This is a genomic window from Hydrogenophaga sp., assembly GCF_050182545.1.
GTDB lineage: Bacteria > Pseudomonadota > Gammaproteobacteria > Burkholderiales > Burkholderiaceae_C > Hydrogenophaga.
The window spans coordinates 1-17,053 of sequence record NZ_JBFXCD010000022.1 but is presented as its reverse complement, the minus strand read 5'-3'; the positions used below and the strand labels follow the sequence as shown (position 1 = coordinate 17,053).

General features: G+C 68.2%; 17 protein-coding genes and 1 pseudogene. 10 read left to right on the top strand and 8 right to left on the bottom strand.

Going from position 1 to position 17,053, the window contains the following annotated elements:
* Window positions 1-34: 34 nt before the first annotated feature.
* From AB7P10_RS17815 to AB7P10_RS17790, 6 genes are all read left to right on the top strand, one after another.
* The gene (locus AB7P10_RS17815) at window positions 35-1,018 is read left to right on the top strand and encodes a Bug family tripartite tricarboxylate transporter substrate binding protein (protein ID WP_428295197.1); all 984 of its coding nucleotides are present in this window, start codon (window positions 35-37) and stop codon (window positions 1,016-1,018) included.
* A 7-nt stretch (window positions 1,019-1,025) separates the two neighbouring features.
* Window positions 1,026-1,805, top strand: coding sequence for an SDR family NAD(P)-dependent oxidoreductase (locus AB7P10_RS17810; protein ID WP_428295196.1), 780 nt, complete (start codon window positions 1,026-1,028; stop codon window positions 1,803-1,805).
* Window positions 1,806-1,809: 4 nt separating this feature from the next.
* On the top strand, window positions 1,810-2,784 hold the full coding sequence (locus tag AB7P10_RS17805; RefSeq protein WP_428295195.1) for a PDR/VanB family oxidoreductase: 975 nt from the start codon (window positions 1,810-1,812) through the stop codon (window positions 2,782-2,784).
* Window positions 2,785-3,048: 264 nt separating this feature from the next.
* Window positions 3,049-3,624 (top strand): DUF4148 domain-containing protein, encoded by a 576-nt coding sequence (locus AB7P10_RS17800; protein WP_428293035.1) that lies wholly within the window; start codon window positions 3,049-3,051, stop codon window positions 3,622-3,624.
* A gap of 186 nt (window positions 3,625-3,810) precedes the next feature.
* Window positions 3,811-5,409: an MFS transporter gene (locus tag AB7P10_RS17795; RefSeq protein WP_428295194.1), complete on the top strand. Its 1,599-nt coding sequence runs from the start codon at window positions 3,811-3,813 to the stop codon at window positions 5,407-5,409.
* Window position 5,410: 1 nt separating this feature from the next.
* The gene (locus AB7P10_RS17790) at window positions 5,411-6,598 is read left to right on the top strand and encodes an HPP family protein (RefSeq protein WP_428295193.1); all 1,188 of its coding nucleotides are present in this window, start codon (window positions 5,411-5,413) and stop codon (window positions 6,596-6,598) included.
* Here AB7P10_RS17790 and AB7P10_RS17785 read toward each other — a convergent pair whose 3' ends face one another.
* From AB7P10_RS17785 to AB7P10_RS17760, 6 genes are all read right to left on the bottom strand, one after another.
* A complete protein-coding gene (locus AB7P10_RS17785; RefSeq protein WP_428295192.1) occupies window positions 6,599-7,366 on the bottom strand; it encodes an SDR family oxidoreductase in 768 nt (255 codons plus the stop codon).
* Between the two features lie 74 nt (window positions 7,367-7,440).
* Entirely contained in the window at window positions 7,441-9,012 is a 1,572-nt protein-coding gene (locus AB7P10_RS17780) for a methyl-accepting chemotaxis protein (RefSeq protein ID WP_428295191.1), read from the bottom strand.
* A gap of 213 nt (window positions 9,013-9,225) precedes the next feature.
* Window positions 9,226-10,026, bottom strand: a complete 801-nt coding sequence (locus tag AB7P10_RS17775; protein WP_428295190.1) for a carbon-nitrogen hydrolase family protein — start codon at window positions 10,024-10,026, stop codon at window positions 9,226-9,228.
* An 8-nt stretch (window positions 10,027-10,034) separates the two neighbouring features.
* Window positions 10,035-11,714, bottom strand: coding sequence for a flavin monoamine oxidase family protein (locus AB7P10_RS17770; protein ID WP_428295189.1), 1,680 nt, complete (start codon window positions 11,712-11,714; stop codon window positions 10,035-10,037).
* An 18-nt stretch (window positions 11,715-11,732) separates the two neighbouring features.
* Window positions 11,733-12,362 carry a LysE/ArgO family amino acid transporter gene (locus AB7P10_RS17765; RefSeq protein ID WP_428295188.1) on the bottom strand — a complete coding sequence of 210 codons (630 nt, stop codon included), beginning with the start codon at window positions 12,360-12,362 and terminating at the stop codon, window positions 11,733-11,735.
* A gap of 164 nt (window positions 12,363-12,526) precedes the next feature.
* Window positions 12,527-13,111, bottom strand: coding sequence for a TetR/AcrR family transcriptional regulator (locus AB7P10_RS17760; RefSeq protein ID WP_428295187.1), 585 nt, complete (start codon window positions 13,109-13,111; stop codon window positions 12,527-12,529).
* 103 nt (window positions 13,112-13,214) lie between these two features.
* Here AB7P10_RS17760 and AB7P10_RS17755 point away from each other — a divergent pair, with 103 nt between their 5' ends.
* Window positions 13,215-13,631 carry a VOC family protein gene (locus AB7P10_RS17755; RefSeq protein WP_428295186.1) on the top strand — a complete coding sequence of 139 codons (417 nt, stop codon included), beginning with the start codon at window positions 13,215-13,217 and terminating at the stop codon, window positions 13,629-13,631.
* Between the two features lies 1 nt (window position 13,632).
* A complete protein-coding gene (locus AB7P10_RS17750; protein ID WP_428295185.1) occupies window positions 13,633-15,063 on the top strand; it encodes an MATE family efflux transporter in 1,431 nt (476 codons plus the stop codon).
* Between the two features lie 76 nt (window positions 15,064-15,139).
* Here AB7P10_RS17750 and AB7P10_RS17745 read toward each other — a convergent pair whose 3' ends face one another.
* Together AB7P10_RS17745 and AB7P10_RS17740 are read right to left on the bottom strand one after the other, a co-directional pair.
* Window positions 15,140-15,727 (bottom strand): YdeI/OmpD-associated family protein, encoded by a 588-nt coding sequence (locus tag AB7P10_RS17745; RefSeq protein ID WP_428295184.1) that lies wholly within the window; start codon window positions 15,725-15,727, stop codon window positions 15,140-15,142.
* A 30-nt stretch (window positions 15,728-15,757) separates the two neighbouring features.
* Window positions 15,758-16,177 carry a VOC family protein gene (locus AB7P10_RS17740; RefSeq protein WP_428295183.1) on the bottom strand — a complete coding sequence of 140 codons (420 nt, stop codon included), beginning with the start codon at window positions 16,175-16,177 and terminating at the stop codon, window positions 15,758-15,760.
* A 284-nt stretch (window positions 16,178-16,461) separates the two neighbouring features.
* On the opposite strand from AB7P10_RS17740, the gene AB7P10_RS17735 reads away from it, so the two are divergent.
* Entirely contained in the window at window positions 16,462-16,872 is a 411-nt protein-coding gene (locus tag AB7P10_RS17735) for a hypothetical protein (protein ID WP_428295182.1), read from the top strand.
* A 91-nt stretch (window positions 16,873-16,963) separates the two neighbouring features.
* Window positions 16,964-17,053, top strand: a pseudogene (locus AB7P10_RS17730) (IS6 family transposase); the annotation flags it as partial.

Sequence of the window (17,053 nt, the reverse complement as noted above, 5' to 3'; positions counted from 1 at the left end):
CATTTCCCACGACAGCAACCACAGGAGACTTCTCATGACAAAGCACCTGAAACTCGCGGCGGCGGTCGCGCTCGCGGCCTGCAGCGCGGCCTCGGCCTGGGCCCAGACAGAGGCCGCGAACTGGCGCCCCACCAAACCGGTGCGCATCGTCGTGCCCATCGTGGGCAGCACGAACGACGTGCTCGCGCGCCTGCTGGCGCCGAAGCTGCAGGAGGCGCTGGGCCAGCCCTTCGTGGTCGAAAACAAACCGGGCGCGGGGGGCAACATCGGTGCTTACGAGGTGACCCGGGCCGCCCCCGATGGCCACACCCTGCTGGTGGGATACAACGGGCCGCTGGCGATCAACGTCACCTTGTTCGACAAGATGCCGTACGACCCCACGAAGGATCTTGCCCCCATCACCCTGGCCGTGAAGGCCCCCCAGTACCTTGTGGTCAATCCGGCGACGGGCATCGCCAGCGTGCAGGACTTCATCGCCAAGGCCAAGGCCAATCCCACCAAATACGTCTATGGCTCGGTGGCGCTGGGCAGCGCATCGCATCTGACGATGGAGATGATGAAATCGGCGGCCAACTTCCGCATGACGCACATTCCCTATCGCGGAGCGGGTCCCGCCGTGGCCGATCTGCTGGCCGGGAACGTGCAAGCCGGCTTCTTCGTGCCCGGCAACGTGCAGGGCTTCGTGAAAGAAGGGCGTCTGAAGCTGCTGGCGTCCACGGGGCCCAAGCGCTTCCCGAGCACGCCCGATGTGCCGACCCTTGCCGAGTCGGGCCTGAAAGACTTCGAGGCCACCTCGTGGATCGGCCTGCTGGCTCCAGCAGGCACGCCGCAGAACATCATCAACCGCTACAACGAGGAGATCGTGCGCATCCTCAACTCGCCCGAGATCTCCAGGCGCCTGCATGACATGGAATTCGAGATCGCCGCCACCTCGCCCCAGCAGTTCAGCGACTGGATCGGGACCGAGATCGTGCGCTGGGGCAAGGTGATCAAGGACACCGGTGCCAAGGCGGAGTGACCGGGACATGAGCGCACACCGACTGGGCGGTACAACCGCGCTGATCACGGGGGCGGGTGCCGGCATTGGCGCGGCGACCGCTGCCCTGTTCTGCCAGGAGGGTGCCGCGGTGCTGCTGGTGGATGCCGATGCAGATGCCCTGGCACGCACGCAGGCCGCGATTCTTCAGGCCCAGCCCACGGCGCGGCTGGCCTGCGTGACCGCCAACGTTGCGGATGAGGCCGCCGCGAGGGCGGCGGTGGCGCAATGCACGTCGCAGTGGGGGGCCCTGGACGTTCTGGTCAACAACGCCGCCATGCGCAACCACACCGCTGCCGCAGATGCCACGCCGGCGGAATGGCAGGCCATGGTGGGTGTGAACCTCGTGGGCATGTCCAACTACTGCGCCGCGGCCCTGCCGGCGCTGCGCAAGTCCGGCGCGGGCAGCATCGTCAACGTGTCTTCGTGCTATGCCGTCACCGGCCGCAAGGGCATGGCGCTGTACGACGCGACCAAGGCGGCGCAACTGGCCTACACCCGCAGCCTGGCGTTTGAGGAGGCGCCTCACGGCGTTCGCGCCAACGCGGTGTGTCCTGGTTCCACGCTGACCGACTTCCATGTTGGCCGGGCGCAGAACGCGGGCAAGAGTGTCGAGCAACTCAGGAGCGAGCGCAGAGACACCTCGCTGCTCGGCCGCTGGGCATCGCCCGAGGAGATCGCGTGGCCCATCGTCTGGCTGGCCTCTGGCGAGGCGTCGTTCATCACCGGGACCACGCTGATGGTCGATGGTGGCCTGCACATCATGTGACGTCATGACGGCTCCATCACGCCCCGCGCTCGTCCACAGCCTGCGATTCGAGGCTCCCACCATCGTGAGCATGGAACTGCGGCCCCTCGCCCCGGCGACATCGTTCCCGGTCGCGGTGGAGGCGGGCGCGCATGTCGATCTGCATTTGAGCGAGGGCATCACGCGCAGCTATTCCTTGATCAACCCGGGGGAAAGCCACCGCTACGTGGTGGCGGTGATGCATGACCCCCAGAGCCGTGGCGGCTCGCGCTTCGTTCATGAAAGCCTGCGGGTGGGTCAGGTCGTCCACCTCGGTGGACCTCGCAACCACTTCTCGCTGGATGAGGCCGCCTCGAACAGCGTGCTGCTGGCGGGCGGTATCGGCATCACGCCCATTTATGCCATGTTGCAACGCCTCGCCAGGCTGGGTCGGCGCGCGCATCTTGTGTACTGCGCCCGCAGCCGCGCGCAGGCTGCCTTTGTCGATGACATCAAGGCCCTGGTGGCGGAGAGTGCGGGGGCGCTCTCGGCGCAACTGCATTTCAGGGATGAGCAGGGTGCCCGACCCGATCTGGTTCGGCTGCTGGGCGGGCATGCGCCGGATGCGCACGTCTATGGTTGCGGACCGGCGTCGATGCTGGGAGCCTTCGAATGCGCATGCACGCAACTGGGATATGCCCATGTGCACCTTGAACGCTTTGCCGCGGCGGTCCCTCCCGGGGCGTCTCCCGCCCGCGGGTACGACGTCGAACTGCGCAAGTCCGGAAGGACCGTCCATGTGCCCCCTGGGGTGGCCCTGCTGGATGCACTGACCGGCGCGGGTCTGAACCCGGAGTTCAGCTGCCGGGAGGGGGTGTGCGGCGCATGTGAGACCCGGGTGATTTCAGGCGATGTCGATCACCGCGACTCGATCCTCACGAAGCGTGAGCGCGAGGCGAATCGGTCGATGATGATCTGCGTCTCCAGTTGCCGGTCCGGCCGCCTCGTGCTGGACTGCTGAGATCGCTGGGCGTGGCTTTCTGCCTGACGAGCAGGCGCCGCCGATCCACCCGTGGGACGGGCAGTACGGGTTAACCCAGGTAAGAACACCTACATTGTTGCTGTTTCAGAAACATAGTTGTCATTGCGGCGCTGTTTTTCTTCTGAATCAGAAACTCTACAGTACACCCCATCGATGCACGCAAACCCTCCGCAGAGGCATCGAAGCCGGCAGACCGCACAACGGACCGACCGGCATGTTCAACCCTCTCCAAGGAAAACTGTCATGAAAACCCGTCTCTCTGTTGTCGCCATCGCCCTCTCTTCCCTCGTTGCCGGCCACGCCCTGGCAGCCGACACCGCTGCCGTGGGCAAAACCCGCGCCGAAGTGCGTGCCGAACTGGCCCAGGCCATCCGCAGCGGCGACCTGATCGCCGACGGCGCCACCGGCCAGCGCTTCAATGAAATCGCCCCCCACCTGTACGCCCAGCCTGCCGCCGTGGCGGGCAAGAGCCGCGCCGAGGTGAAGGCCGAACTGGCCGCCGCCATTCGCAACGGTGACCTGGTGGCCGACGGCGCCACCGGCCAGCGCTTCAACGAAGTGGCACCGGCGCAGTACGCCGCCGTGCGCACGGATGCACCGGTGGCCAACGTGGCCGCCGTGGGCAAGACCCGCGAGCAGGTCAAGGCCGAGCTGGCCGAAGCGATCCGCAACGGCGAACTGGTGGCCGACGGCGCCACGGGCCAGACCTACAACCAGCTCTACCCCAACCGCTACCCGCAGCCGGTGCTGGCGCAGGGCAAGACGCGCGAAGACGTGCGCGCCGAACTGGTCGAGTCGCGCCGCGCCAACGGCGGCTGAACGCCCGCCACGCGTGGTGGGCCTTGAGGCCTACGCGCGTGGATCCATCCTGTTGTCTCCAAGGTGTTTCAAGGGCTGCTGACCCAGGTCGGCGGCCCTTTTTTTGTCCTGGCCCGGCTGGCGCCCCGGTGCATGGCGCGTACCCCTGGCCGGGCAGCGGCGGGCGGCACCGGCTACAGTTCCCGCATGCCCGGTCCCGACGACAGCCTCTCGCCCATCGCGCCCTTGCGCCTGCCGGTGTTCCGGATGCTGTGGACCACCTGGCTCATGGCCAACGTCTGCATGTGGATGAACGACGTGGCCGCTGCCTGGATGATGACCTCGCTGACCACGTCGCCGATCTGGGTCGCGCTGGTGCAGACGGCCTCCACCCTGCCGGTGTTCCTGCTTGGCCTGCCCAGCGGCGCGCTGGCCGACAACCTGGACCGCAAGCGCTACTACCTGGTCACGCAGCTGTGGGTGGCGGTGGTGGCCACCTTGCTCAGTGTCGTGGTGTTCCTGGGCGTGGTGACGCCCGCGCTGTTGCTGGCGCTGACCTTCGCCAACGGCATCGGCCTGGCGCTGCGCTGGCCGGTGTTCTCGGCCATCGTGCCCGAACTCGTGCCCCGGGCCCAGCTGCCGGCCGCGCTGGGGTTGAACGGGGTGTCGATGAACGCTTCGCGCATCATCGGCCCGCTGCTGGCCGGTGCACTGATTGCGAGCGCCGGCAGCGCCTGGGTGTTCCTGCTGAACGCGGTGCTCTCGCTGGGGGCTGCCATCATCATCACGCGCTGGCACCGCGAACACAAACCGAACCCGCTGGGGCGCGAGCGCCTCATGACCGCCATGCGCGTGGGCTGGCAGTACGTGACGCAGTCCTACCTGCTCAAAGGTGTGCTGCTGCGCATCTGGATCTTCTTCTTCCACTCGACCGCGCTGCTGGCCCTGCTGGCGCTGCTGGCGCGCGGCATGCAGGGCGGAGGCGCGGGCACCTTCACGCTGCTGCTGGCGTCCATGGGCGCGGGCGCCATCGTGGCCACCGCCTTCCTGCCCCGGCTGCGCCGCCGTTACTCGCGCGACGGCCTGGTGCAGCGCGGCGCGGCCTTGCAGGGGCTCGCCATGGCGGCCATGTCGCTGACCGACCAGGTGGGGGTGGCGGTGCCGGCCATGTTCCTGGGCGGCGCGGCCTGGATCACCACCGCGAACACCCTGAGCGTGTCGATCCAGATGGGCCTGCCCGACTGGGTGCGCGCGCGCGGCATGTCGATCTACCAGATGGCCATCATGGGCGCGAGCGCCAGCGGCGCCGCGCTCTGGGGCCAGATCGCCACCTGGACCAGCGTGCCCGTGACGCTGGGCATCGCGGCCGTCAGTGGCGTGGTCGCCATGGCGCTGGCCAACCGCCTGATGCCCGACGCCGGCCTGGAGGACGACCTCACGCCCAAGCGCATCTTCCCCGCGCCGCTGATCGAGGCGCCGCCGCCGCAGGGACACGTGATGGTGATGGTCGAGTACCTCGTCGATCCGGCGCGCGCGCCGGAGTTTCGCAGTCTGATGGTCAACGAGAGCCGCCGCAGCCGGTTGCGCCATGGCGCGCTGTCCTGGGAACTTCTGCACGACATCAACGACCCGGGGCGCTTCGTCGAGGTCATCGTCGACGAGTCCTGGACCGACCACCTGCGGCGTTTCGACCGTGTCACCGCCACCGACGTCGCGCTGCGCGACCGCAAGCTGGCCTTCCATCTCGGCGAGGCGCCGCCGCGCGTCACGCGTTGCCTGATGGAGTCGACCGTGCGGGCCAGCTGAGATGGGCAAGACGCGCGAGCGCCCCGGCAGGGGGCCGACCGAACACGCATCCGCCAGCCCCTGGCACCGCCAGCCGGGCCTGTTCCTGTCCCGCTTCTGGCCGGCGCCCGTGGCGGTCGATGCCCGGGAGCGCTGGCGCGCCTTCCTGGGTGCCGGTTTCGGCATCCTGCTGACGGCCCTGGTCAGCCGGTGGTGGGCCGGGCCGCTGGCCCCGGGGCCGTGGCTGGTCGCCCCCCTGGGCGCCAGCGCCGTGCTGGTGTTCGCGGTACCGGCCAGTCCGCTGGCGCAACCCTGGGCGGTGATCGGGGGCAACACGCTGTCGGCCCTGGTGGGTGCCGCGTGCGCGATGGCCATCACCGATGCGGCCTGGGCGGGGTCGGCCGCCGTGGCGCTGGCCATCGCGCTGATGTTCTGGCTGCGCTGCCTGCACCCGCCGGGCGGCGCCACCGCGCTGTTCGCCGCGCTGGGCGCCAGCAGCTTTCACTTCGCCGTCTTCCCCATGCTGGTGAACTCGGTCCTGCTGGTGCTCGCCGGCGTGCTCTACAACGGCCTGACCGGGCGCCGGTATCCGCACGCCCAGGGGCGGCCGGCACAGGCCGGTTCGGCGCGCTTCAGCGAGGCCGATCTGGACGCGGCCCTGGCGCACTACAACCAGGTGCTCGACGTCAGCCGCGACGATCTGGAGGCGCTGTTGCACCACGCCGAATCGGCGGCTTACCAGCGCAACTTCGGCAACCTGCGCTGCGCGGACGTCATGACCCCTGACCCGCTGGTCGTGCGCCCCGGAACGCCCTTGCGCGAAGCCTGGTTGCTGATGCGGCAGAAGAAGATCAAGGCGCTGCCTGTGACGGACAAGTCGCGCCGCGTGGTGGGCATCGTGACCGTGGCGGACTACATGCGGCACGCCGACCTCGACGAGCACGAAGGACTGGGCCGGCGCTTGCGAACGCTCATGCGCCGGGGAGGCTCGCTGCACGCCGCCGGCAAGCCCGAAGTGGTGGGCCAGATCATGACGCGCGAGGTGCGCGTGGTCAGCGGGCAGCGGCACCTGAGCGAACTGGTGCCACTGTTCTCGGAGGGCGGGCACCACCACATTCCGGTCATCGATGCCGGCCAGCACCTGGTGGGCATCATCACCCAGTCGGACCTGGTGCGCGCGCTGTACCGCGCCGCCAGACCCGCGGACTGATCAGCCGCGGCCCACGAAGGGCATCTGGCTGGCCATCACCGTCATGTTGAGCACATTGGTCGACAAGGGCAGACCGGCCATGTAGCGAACGGCTTCGGCCACGTGCTGCACATCCATCATCGGCTCGGGCGCAATGGTGCCGTTGGCCTGGCGCACGCCCTGGGTCATGCGCGCGGCCAGTTCGGTGAGCGCGTTGCCGATGTCGATCTGGCTGCACACGATGTTGAACTCGCGGCCATCGAGCGCGATGCACTTGGTCAGGCCCAGCACCGCGTGCTTGCTCGCGGTGTAGGGGCTGGAGAACGGCCGCGGCGCGTGCGCCGAGATGGAGCCGTTGTTGATGATGCGCCCGCCCTGCGGGTTCTGCCGGCGCATCAGCGCGAAGGCCGCGCGCGCACACATGAAGACGCCGGTGAGGTTGGTGTCGATCACGTCCTTCCAGGCGTCCAGCGGCAGCTCGTCCATCGGCACCGCCGGGGCATTGACGCCGGCGTTGTTGAACAGCACGTCCAGGCGGCCGAAGTGTTGCTCGGTCTGGTCGAACAGGGCCTGCACGCTGTGCGCGTCGCGCACGTCGGTGGGCACGGCCAAGGCCTGCTGGCCGGCCGATTTCGCGGCTTCGACCATTGCGTTCAGGGGTTCGGACCGGCGCCCGGCCAGCACGACGCGGTAGCCGTCCTGCAGCAGGGCCAGTGCCACGGCGCGGCCGATGCCGCTGCCTGCGCCGGTGACCAGGGCCACCCGTGAATGTGTCTCCGTCGTCGTCATGTGTTCTCCTGTGCGGGCACGACGTGTGCCTCGCGCCAGTGTAGGGGAGCCGCGCGACGGCCGGACCGGGGCTGTCAGTGCGCGGTGGCGACGCGGAACACCGAGACCGTCTCCACCAGTTCGCCAGCCTGGTTGCGCAGGCTGCTGGCGGCGGCGGCCATCTGCTCCACCAGGGCGGCGTTCTGCTGCGTCACCTGGTCCATCTGCGTGACCGCCTCGCCGATCTGCGACACGCCCGAACTCTGCTCGACGCTGGCTGCGCTGATCTCGGCCATGATGTCCGTCACCCGGCGGATGCTGTCGACCACGTCGGTCATGGTGCTGCCGGCGCGGTCGACCAGCGCACTGCCATGCTCGACACGCTCGACGCTGTCGGTGATCAGCTGCTTGATCTCCTTCGCGGCCCCGGCGCTGCGCTGCGCCAGGTTGCGCACCTCGCCAGCCACCACCGCGAAGCCCCGGCCCTGCTCGCCCGCACGCGCGGCTTCCACCGCCGCGTTCAGCGCCAGGATGTTGGTCTGGAACGCGATGCCATCGATCACGTTGATGATGTCGGCGATCTTGCGGCTCGACTCGCTGATGCCGCGCATCGTGCCCACCACCTCGGCGACGACCTGGCCGCCCTGCGCGGCCACTTCCGAGGCGCTCTGCGCCAGGCGGTTGGCCTGCTGCGCGTTGTCGGCGTTCTGACGCACGGTGGAACTCAGCTCCTCCATGCTGGCCGCGGTTTCCTCCAGCGCGCTGGCCTGGTTCTCGGTGCGCGAGGACAGGTCCTGGTTGCCCTGCGCGATCTCGGCGCTGGCGGTGGAGACGCCGTCCGAGCCGTGGCGCACGCGTCCGACGATGCGCGCAAGGTTGGCCTGCATGGTGGCCAGGCTCTGCAGCACCCGGGCCACCTCGTCCTGGCCGCTGGTGTCCACGCGGGTGGTCAGGTTGCCATCGGCGACCGCGGCCGAGACGTCCACCGCGTGGCGCAGCGAACGCGAGATGCCGCGCACCAGGAACACACCGAACAGCACGGCGATCAGCACACCCGCCACGATGGCGCTGATCGACAGCACGCGCAGCCGCTGGAAGCGTGTGACGGCGCTGGCGTATTCCTGCTGTGCGATCTCCGTCTGCAAATGCATCAGCGCATCGATCTCCTTCTGCACCTTGGGAGCCTTGGGCGAAATCTGTTCGTCATAGATCTTCTGCGCCTCGAAGATGTTGCCGCCGCGCAGCGCTTCGCTGGCGGGCATCAGGCCACTGCGCGAGAAGTCGGTGGCGGCGTCGCTGAAGGACTTCGCCAGCGCGGCTTCCTCCGGCGTGAGGTAGGTCGCCATGTAAGCCTTCCACACAGTCAGGTTCTTCTCGACGTTCGCCTTGAGTTCGTTGGAGCGGCGCTCAGTGTTTTCAAGGTTCTGGCTGATCAGCATGTCCATCACCAGCGCCCGGTTGCGGTTGATGAGGTAGTTGATGTCGGCCAGTTGCTTGAGCGGCAGCGTGCGGTCCTCGTACACGGTTCGCAGGCCTTCGTTGGACTGCTGGGTGCCGTACAGGCCGATCGCGCCGACGCCGCACAGCAGCACGGACATCAGCGCGATCAGGAACATCAGGCGGGTGGAAATCTTGTAGCGGTTCATGTCGGTCGGTGGGGATTGCACGCCCGTCTCGGCGCAGGGACAAGGGCCTCGAAGGCTGTGGGTTTTGCAGATGAAACATCACCTGAAACGAGCAGGCCATGAGGCCCTGCAGTCGCTATCGGCAGCGGGCGTGCGATCTGTAGGGCGAGAGAGCCGCTTGCGCGCGCGACCGACCGACCGCGCGGCGCCTGCGGAATCAGCTCTGAAATGGGGCCATTGACGGACCCCTGCGGTTCAGGGTTTGGTGGAACCGAAGAGGTCGTCGCGCCGGTCGGGCAGCTGCGAGCTCGCACGCGCTGCCTGCAGCTCGGCGCGCGACAGGGTTGCGAGCAGCAACTCCTCGTCGCGTCCGCCCTGCGCCAGCACCTGACCCATCGGCCCGCACGCCGTGCTCAGTCCACCATAGGCGGTGCTGCCTTCGCTGCCGCATGCGTTGGCATAGGCCACGCACACCCGGTTCTCCAGCGCGCGCGCGGGCAGCAGCACGCGCTGCACTTCGTCGAACTGCACCATGTTGGCCGTGGGCACCAGGATCGCATCAGCGCCCTGCAGCGCGAGTGCGCGTGCGGGTTCGGGGAATTCGATGTCGTAGCAGATCAGCAGGCCGAGTTGCCAGCCGTTCCAGGTGAACACAGCGGATGCGGCAACGCCGGGGCTGAACTGCGCGCGGTCGACGCCGCCGAACAGGTGGGTCTTGCGGTGGTTCGCCAGGCGCTGGCCTTGGGCAGTGACGAACTGCGCGGCATTCCAGGGCTTGCCACCAGGGTTGTGCTCGGGGTAGCCGTACGCAATAGCGATGCCATGGCGTTGTGCGATGTCCGACACGGCCAGTGCGAGGGGGCCATCGGCCGGTTCGGCGAGCGCCGCCACTGCTTGGGCGCCAATCTGGTAGCCGGTCAGCGACATCTCGGGGCATAGCAACAGGTCGGCGCCTTGCGCGCGGGCCTGCGTGGCGGTGGCGTCGAGCAGGACGAGGGCCTCGCTGGCCTGGCCCGCATAGGGGCACTGCCAGAGGGCGAGCGTGAGCGATTCCATGGCCGGGCTCAGTCCGGCAGCGCCATCGGCCCAAGCTCGGCGAACACATCGCCCGGCCCGGGGTTGGCGGCGTGCGTTTGGCCACCGAGGTGTTTCACGATGCCCCACACCGCGTTGAGTGAAGTCTGCACCGCGCCCTCGACCCAGGCGGGCGTGAACGACACGTCGTCGCCGGCGATGAAGATGCCGCGCTCGGCGGGGGCGAAACCGTCCTGCATGAAATGGCTGTACATGCGGTGGTTGTAGCGGTAGTGGCCGGGCAGGGCGCCCTTGAAGGCGCCGAGGAAGTGCGGGTCGGCTTCCCAGGAAATGCTGATCGGGTCGCCGACGATGTGGCGGGCGATGTCCACGTCGGGGTAGATCTTGCGCAAGGCCTGCAGCGCGAGCTGCGTGCGCTTCTCGGTGGCGTGGGGCAGCATCTTGAGCGCGTCGCCCATCCAGGCGTAGCTCAGGCAGATCACACCGGGCTTGTCCGGGCCGTTGTCGAACAGGTAGGTGCCACGCGTGAGCCGGTCGGTCAGCGTCATGCCCATCTGCGGCCAGCCGTTGCTGCGCAGGTCGTTCCAGAATGGCCGGTCCACCATCACGAAGGTCTTGGACGACTGCATGTAGCGCGTGCGGTCCAGCGCCATCCAGTGCTTGTGCGAGAACAGCGATTCCTCCACCGCGATCTCGGTGGTGAGCAGCCAGCTCTGGCAGGTGGCCAGCACCGCCGGGTAGGGGCGCGTGACGCCCCAGGTGTCGGTGACGGCCAGGTCGTGGCCGTTGGCGGCGCGCGCAATGGCCGTGACGCCTCCGCGCGGCGCGCCCTGGTGCAGGCCGGCCAGCGTGGTGCCGGCGGGCCAGTGGCGCAGTTCGTGCGCGGCGGGCGCGTGCTGCCACAGGCCCAGTGGCACCTGCTGCACGCCGCCCACGATGAGGTGCTGGTTCTCGTCGCAACCGGTGAGCACCACGCGCAGGATCTCCAGCATGGAGTTGGGGAAGTCCGAGTCCCAGCCACCGGTGCCGAAGCCGACCTGGCCGAACACCTCGCGGTGCTGGAACGACAGGCGCGAGAACGCCTTCGAGGTGGCGACGAAGTCGTAGAAGGTGCGGTCGTCCCAGAGCGGCACGATCTGGTTCCACAGGGCCTTGAGTTTCACGGCATCGCGTTCGCGCAGCGCCTGCTGCAGGCCGGTGAAGCCGGCACCTTCCTCCAGCGCCTGGGCCCAGGCCTCGGCCACTTCGCTGAACAGCGGCGGCAGGTCGGCCAGCGTGCGCGCCCAGTGCGTCTGGCCTTCCAGGTCCACCACGGTGCAGCCGGCCGCCGGTGTGAGCGGGTTGGGGAAGGGCCGGGTTTTCAGACCGAGCCGGTTGACGTAGTGAAAGAAGGCCGTGCTCGAGGCCGGGAAGCGCATGCCACCCAGTTCGGCCACCACGCCCTGGCCGCCCTCGAAGGCCTGCGAGCGCAGCCGACCGCCCATGCGCGAGGCTTCGTAGACCACAGGCTTCAGGCCCAGTTTCATCAGCTCGTACGCCGCCACCATGCCGGCCATGCCGGCGCCGACGATGGCCACCTCCTGCCCCATGTGCTCGGCCGGGATCTCGCCCAGACCCTGCGGGTGGGCGATCCAGTCGTCGAAGGCGAACGGAAAGTCGGGCCCGAACAGGGTCACGGGCGCCTCGGCGCCGCGCAGTTGGCGTTGCATCGCGAAATCTCCGGTGGGTCAGAACAGGCTGGTCAACAGCCAGAGAGCCGTGCCCCACATCATCAACGCAACCAGGCCGTCCAGCGCACGCCACACGTGCAAAGAGTTGAGCCGGCGGCCCAGCCAGAAGGCGGCCGCGCCCAGCGAGACGAACCACACCAGCGAACCGGTGGCCGCACCCAGGCCGAAGGTGGTGCTGCTCTGGCCGTACGCCAGCGAGGCGGTGCCGATCAGCACGGCGGTGTCGAGCCACGCATGCGGGTTCAGGAAAGAGAAGGCCAGCGCGGACAGCACCGCCTTGCGGGGCGACACGGGTTCGGCGGCCACGCGGCCACCGTCGTCGAGCACCAGGGCGCGCGGACGCAGAAAGCGCTGGAAGGCCTGCCAGCCGTACACCGCAAGGAACAGCGCACCCGCCCCCACCAGCGCGCCGAGCAGCTTGTCCGACAGCCCGCCGAGCTGCGCAAGCCCGAGCACGCCCAGACCGATCAACACCACGTCGGCCAGCGCGCAGGTGAGCACCGTGAGCCACAGGTGCTGGCGCTGCAGGCCCATGCGCAGCACGTGCGCGTTTTGCGGGCCGATCGCCATGATCAGCGACATGCTCAGCACCATGCCGGCGGTGAAGGTGGGGAAGGCGAGGGTCATGGCGAACGGCTCCGGAAGCTGTGGATGCCCGCCCAAGGGGGCGGGCGAATGCCACGGAGTGTGCCCGCACAGCACCTTCATTTAAATGCAATCAATCAAAACTACATTCAGTCAAGTTCTTATTGAGTAATGAGGGGCCGACTGGCGAATTCCGGGCACAGGACCTACCGCGCCAGCGCCCGCCAGAAGCCGCGCACCGCCCGTTGCCATTGCCGTGCCGGGGGGGGTGGCACGGCATTGCCCACCTCCAGGGCCAGGGCGTTCAGCGCGCCGTTGGTCATGGTCGTCAGCAGCTCGGGATCGCCGTCGAAGCTGAGTTCACCGGCGCTGATGGCGTCCCGCAGCGCGGCCCGCAGCGCGTTCACGCTCAGGCGGTCGTCCAGCGCGTGCCAGCGTTGCCAGCCGAGCACGGTGGGGCCGTCCACGAGCAGGATGCGCCGCACGTCGTCGCGCGTGACGAATTCGATCCAGGCGATCGATCCCCGTATCAGCGCGTCGAGCGCCCCGCCGGCCCTGGCCGTGGCGGCATCCACCGCGGGCAGCGCCTCCTCGACCAGTTCCACGCAGACGGCCTCGAACAGCGCCGCCTTGTCCGTGAAGTGGTGGTAGAGCGCGCCACGCTTGACACCCGCGCCAGCGAGGATGGCCTCGGTCGAGGTGGCGGCGAAGCCGTGTTGCGCGAAAAGCGCACGCGCGACACCCAGCAGCTGAGCGCGGGTGTGCGCGGATCGTTCGGGATTGGTGGCCATGACCCGGATGGTAATAGACAGGCTGTCTGTTTGTTGAGATGATTGCTTATATACAGACAGTCTGTTTGTATTTTCGGCAACGCAACCTTCTCTGGAGAACCTCATGCGATTCAGCGACCGCTATCCCATCATCGTCACCCCCCACAAGAATGCCTGCCGCGACTTCTGGGTCCATCACTTCGATCTGCAGGTGGGCTTCGACAGCGACTGGTTCGTCTGGCTCACGGCCGCCGACGGCTCCCTGTCAATGGCCTTCATGACCCCCGACCATCCCTCGGCGCCGCCCGGGCCCGAGGCCTTCTCCGGCACCGGCATGTGCTTCGAGCTGCAGGTGGAAGACGCCGAAGCGGAGCACGCGGCGTTTCTCGCCGCCGGTGGCCATGTGGCGTATCCACTCACCGACGAGGCCTTTGGCCAGCGGCGCTTCGGTTTCGCGGACCCCTCGGGCCTGTGGGTCGATGTGGTGCAGCAGATCGATCCGGCCGCGGGCTACTGGGACCGCTACATGCAAGGCCAGTGAAATGACCACGCTGACCTGTCGCGCCGGCACGCGGCGCGCGCCCATGGGCCGGTTCGCCAGCGACCTGCGCTCGCTGCTCGCCCTGGCGCTGCCCATCGTGGCCGGGCTGATGTGCAGCGCGCTGATGGGCCTGGTGGACAGCGCCGTCGTCGCACCGCTGGGTCGTGCGGCGCTGGCCGCCGTGTCGATCGCCGCGTCCGTGATGCTGGTGTTCATCGCGACCCTCTACGGCCTGATGAACGCCACAGGCGTGCTGGCCGCGCAGGCTTTTGGCGCCGGCGATGCGTCGGCGGTGTCGAGCCAGCGGCGCGCCGGCTGGCGCCTCGCCATGGGGGCAGGCCTGGTCGCGGCGGCGCTGATGGGCGCGGCCTGGCCGCTGCTGCCGGCCCTGGGCCAGCCGCAGGACGTGCTGGCCGTGATGGCCGGCTACTGGGCCTGGTCGGCCGCCACGCTGGTGCCGCTGGCCGTGCTCTTTGCCTACAAGCAGTTGTTCGACGCCATCGACCGGCCCGCCAGCGCGCTGGCCGTGCTGGCGGCCGCAGTGCCGCTGAACGCGGCGTTCAGCGCCTGGTTCGTGCACGGCGGCCTCGGACTGCCGGCGCTCGGTCTGGCGGGTGCGGGCCTGGGCAGCTTCATGGCGAACACGGCCGCCGCCGCGGGCCTGGCGCTGCTGGCACACGAAAGGGCCGATCTGCGGCATTGGCTGCACGCGCCGGCACCCTGGCGTGACGCCTTGCGCCGCCAGTGCACCGAGGGTGCGCCCATGGGCGTGCAGTACCTGTTCGAGACCGGCGCCAACGCGGCCGCCGGGCTGCTGGTCGGTGCGTTCGGCGCCGTGGCGCTGGCGGCCAACCAGATCACGATGTCGGTGACGATGGCGCTGTACATGGTGCCGCTGGGCATCGCATCGGCCGCAGGCCTGCGCATTGCGCAGGCGGTGGGCGCCGGCGAGCGTGCAGCCTGCTGGCCGCTGGCCCGCGCGGCGCTGGTGGTTGCCACCGCCTGGATGGGCACAGCGGGAGCGGCGCTGGCGCTGGGCGGAAGCAGCGTTGCCCGCGCATTCAGTGCGGACGAAACCGTGGTCGCGACCACCGCCGCGCTGTGCGTGGCGGTGGCGCTGATGCAGGTGGCTGACGGGGTGCAGAGTGTCAGCCTGGGCGCGCTGCGGGGCCTGCTCGACAGCCGCTGGCCCACCCGCGTGTCGCTGGCCTGCTGCTGGGCCCTGGCGCTGCCGGCCGCGTGGGCAATGGCCCACCCGCTGGCGCTCGGGCCGGCGGGTGTGTGGTGGGGTTTCGGCATCGGGCTCGCCGTGGCGGCTGCGGCGCTGACCTGTCGCCTCTATCGGGTCACACGTGACGCTGCGGGCCCCAGCACCACCCACCCGCTTGCACGGGGCGGGCGGGTGACGCCCGCAGGCACTGTCATCGACTGAGGATCAAGGTCATGGACAGACACTCGGGCACGTGGATGCCCGCTGGCACCACGTCAACGGGGGCTGCCCGGAAGTTTTACCCGTACTTCCAGAACCGGCTCTTGCCCTCGGCCATCCACGCCAGGGCTTCCTCCATGCGCTTCTCCCGCGTCGCCTCGGTCCTGGCGTCCAGGATCCAGACGAGGTACTCCTTCCGAAACGATGGGGACCTGCTCTCGAACACGGCCCTGGCTTCCGGATGGGCAGCGAGCCTCTCCGAAAACCAGGGCGGCACCACCGGCGCCTGAGGCGTTGCGGGCTTCCTGGGGGGCAGTTTCACGCCTTGCTCGTTCAAGGCCATCGCTTCCTTGATGAGCACCACCAGTTCCTGATCGGGGGGCAGATCGGCCAGTGAAGTGAGCTTGCCCAGAAAACGTTTCGATGCCGGCTTGTCGGGGTTCTCTTGCAGCCGGGCATCGCTCATGATCGATTGTTTCCAGAAGCTGAATGAGCAGTGCTTCGTGTAGGCGGCCAGCATGCACATCATTTCGCCGTGGTAGTCGAAGTGCGGTATGCCCCACTTGATCTCCTCCACCACGTTCGGGCAGGTCTTCCACAGCAGATGGCGCACATGCGCCAGGATGGGTTGCGCGAAGGGCGCTGCATTCGCGATGTACGCATCCACTTCCGGATGACCAGGTCCCGCTCTCATCGCTCAGTGCCCTTGGCCGTCCGAAGGCATGGCCGAGAGGTCCATCCACATGGCCTCCCATACATGGCCGTCGGGGTCCATCAGGTTGCGGTTGTACATGAAGCCGAGGTCCTGCACCGGGTTCACATCGGCCGTGCCGCCATGTTTCGCCGCGGCCCGGTTCATGGCGTCCACCGCCTCGCGGCTGTCGCAGGAAAGGGCCAGCATGACCTCGCTGGAGCCTGCGGGCGCGATCGGCCGGCTCGTGAATGTGCGCCATTTGTCGTGGGTCATCACCATGACGTGGATCGCCTCGCTCCACACCATGCAGGCCGAGGTGTCGTCGCTGAATTGAAGGTTTTGCTTGAAACCCAGTGCCTGATAAAAGGCGATCGATGCCTTGAGGCTGGCGACGGGCATGTTGACGAAAATCATCTTGGACATGGAATTCCTCCGGGTTGGGTGGTTGATGCTGGAGTCGACGAACCAGATGCACCGGTTTCGACACATCTCCTCGAAGACCAGACGGGATCCTGATGGCGCTCGGGGCTGGATGTTCGTCCTGTCCTGAAGGCCCGTCGACTACCTGCGGGGTCAACTCGGGTGCCCTGACGTCCTGCACGTGCACCGCACATGACCTGGAAGGTAATCGACGCGCTGCCGGCTGCGGCTGAAGATGCCGCCATTGCTCCCGTCGACCCATCCACATGATCCAGAAGGAATCCCCCATGAACACCATGACCGATCCCGTGTCCACCCTGTCAAACGCCGCTGCCCGCCCGGGTCTTGCGAAGGTGCTGCTCTTCGACGCCTTCACCTGTGCGGCGATGGGTGTCGCTCTGCTCGCGCTGACGCCGTTTCTGGCCGCGCTGCTGGGGCTGCCTGCGGCGCTGCTGACCTGGGCCGGCGTGCTGCTGCTCGCCAGTGCCGTGCTGATGCTGGTGGCGGGGCGTCAGCGGCCACCGGCTGCGGCGCTCGTGATGCTCATCGTGCTCGGCAACGTCGCATGGGCGGTTGCCAGTGGCTACGTGGCATTTGCCGTCGACGGCGTCACTGCCGTGGGCCGCGTCTTCGTCATCGCCCAGGCCCTCGCGGTCCTGGTGCTGGCCTGGCTGGAGTGGCGCGGGGGAATGAAATGAGGAAGATCGTCGTCAGCGCATTCGTGAGCCTGGATGGTGTCATGCAGGCCCCGGGGGCTTTGTCACGTTGCCGATGGCGTAAGCTGGCTGGATGCAAAAGACGAAGTCTCCGTATCACGGTCATAGATTTCCTGCGGCTGTGATCAGCCAGGCGGTACGCTGGTACTTTCGGTTCCAGCTG